Annotated in this window: 1 protein-coding gene; it reads right to left on the bottom strand. The window is 42.3% G+C overall.

Annotated elements, in window-relative coordinates; genetic code table 11:
* The coding region (locus tag BTM36_RS27045; protein WP_256385262.1) for a DUF3100 domain-containing protein at positions 1–147 on the bottom strand (147 nt) is incomplete at its 3' end.
* Between the last annotated feature and the right edge of the window lie 106 nt (positions 148–253).

The following is a 253-nucleotide window of genomic DNA, read 5'->3' as shown; positions in this document are numbered from 1 at the left end:
CAGAGCATCCAGAGCTAGAAATATCGTGCCAAAGTTGCCAAGTTCCTGTAGTAATAAAGCTGGTCCGGCCTTAATAATTTCCTCAATCCCCGGGCCAATCGCGAAACTAAATTTCGCAACCAATAAACTTGCCGACAAAACTACAATAGAATCAGATCGGACGAGCGAAGTGTAGGGAAAGAGAATAGATCAAGGCGGACGCAGAATCATAAAGAAAAAAAGAAAGAAAACAACACACAGAGAGCAGAACATA

Origin of the sequence: Herbaspirillum sp. VT-16-41, assembly GCF_001994935.1 — a bacterium.
In the GTDB taxonomy this organism is placed as follows: domain Bacteria; phylum Pseudomonadota; class Gammaproteobacteria; order Burkholderiales; family Burkholderiaceae_D; genus Herbaspirillum; species Herbaspirillum frisingense.
Note: the sequence above shows the minus strand (reverse complement) of the source record. Positions and strands in the feature narration are given on the sequence as shown.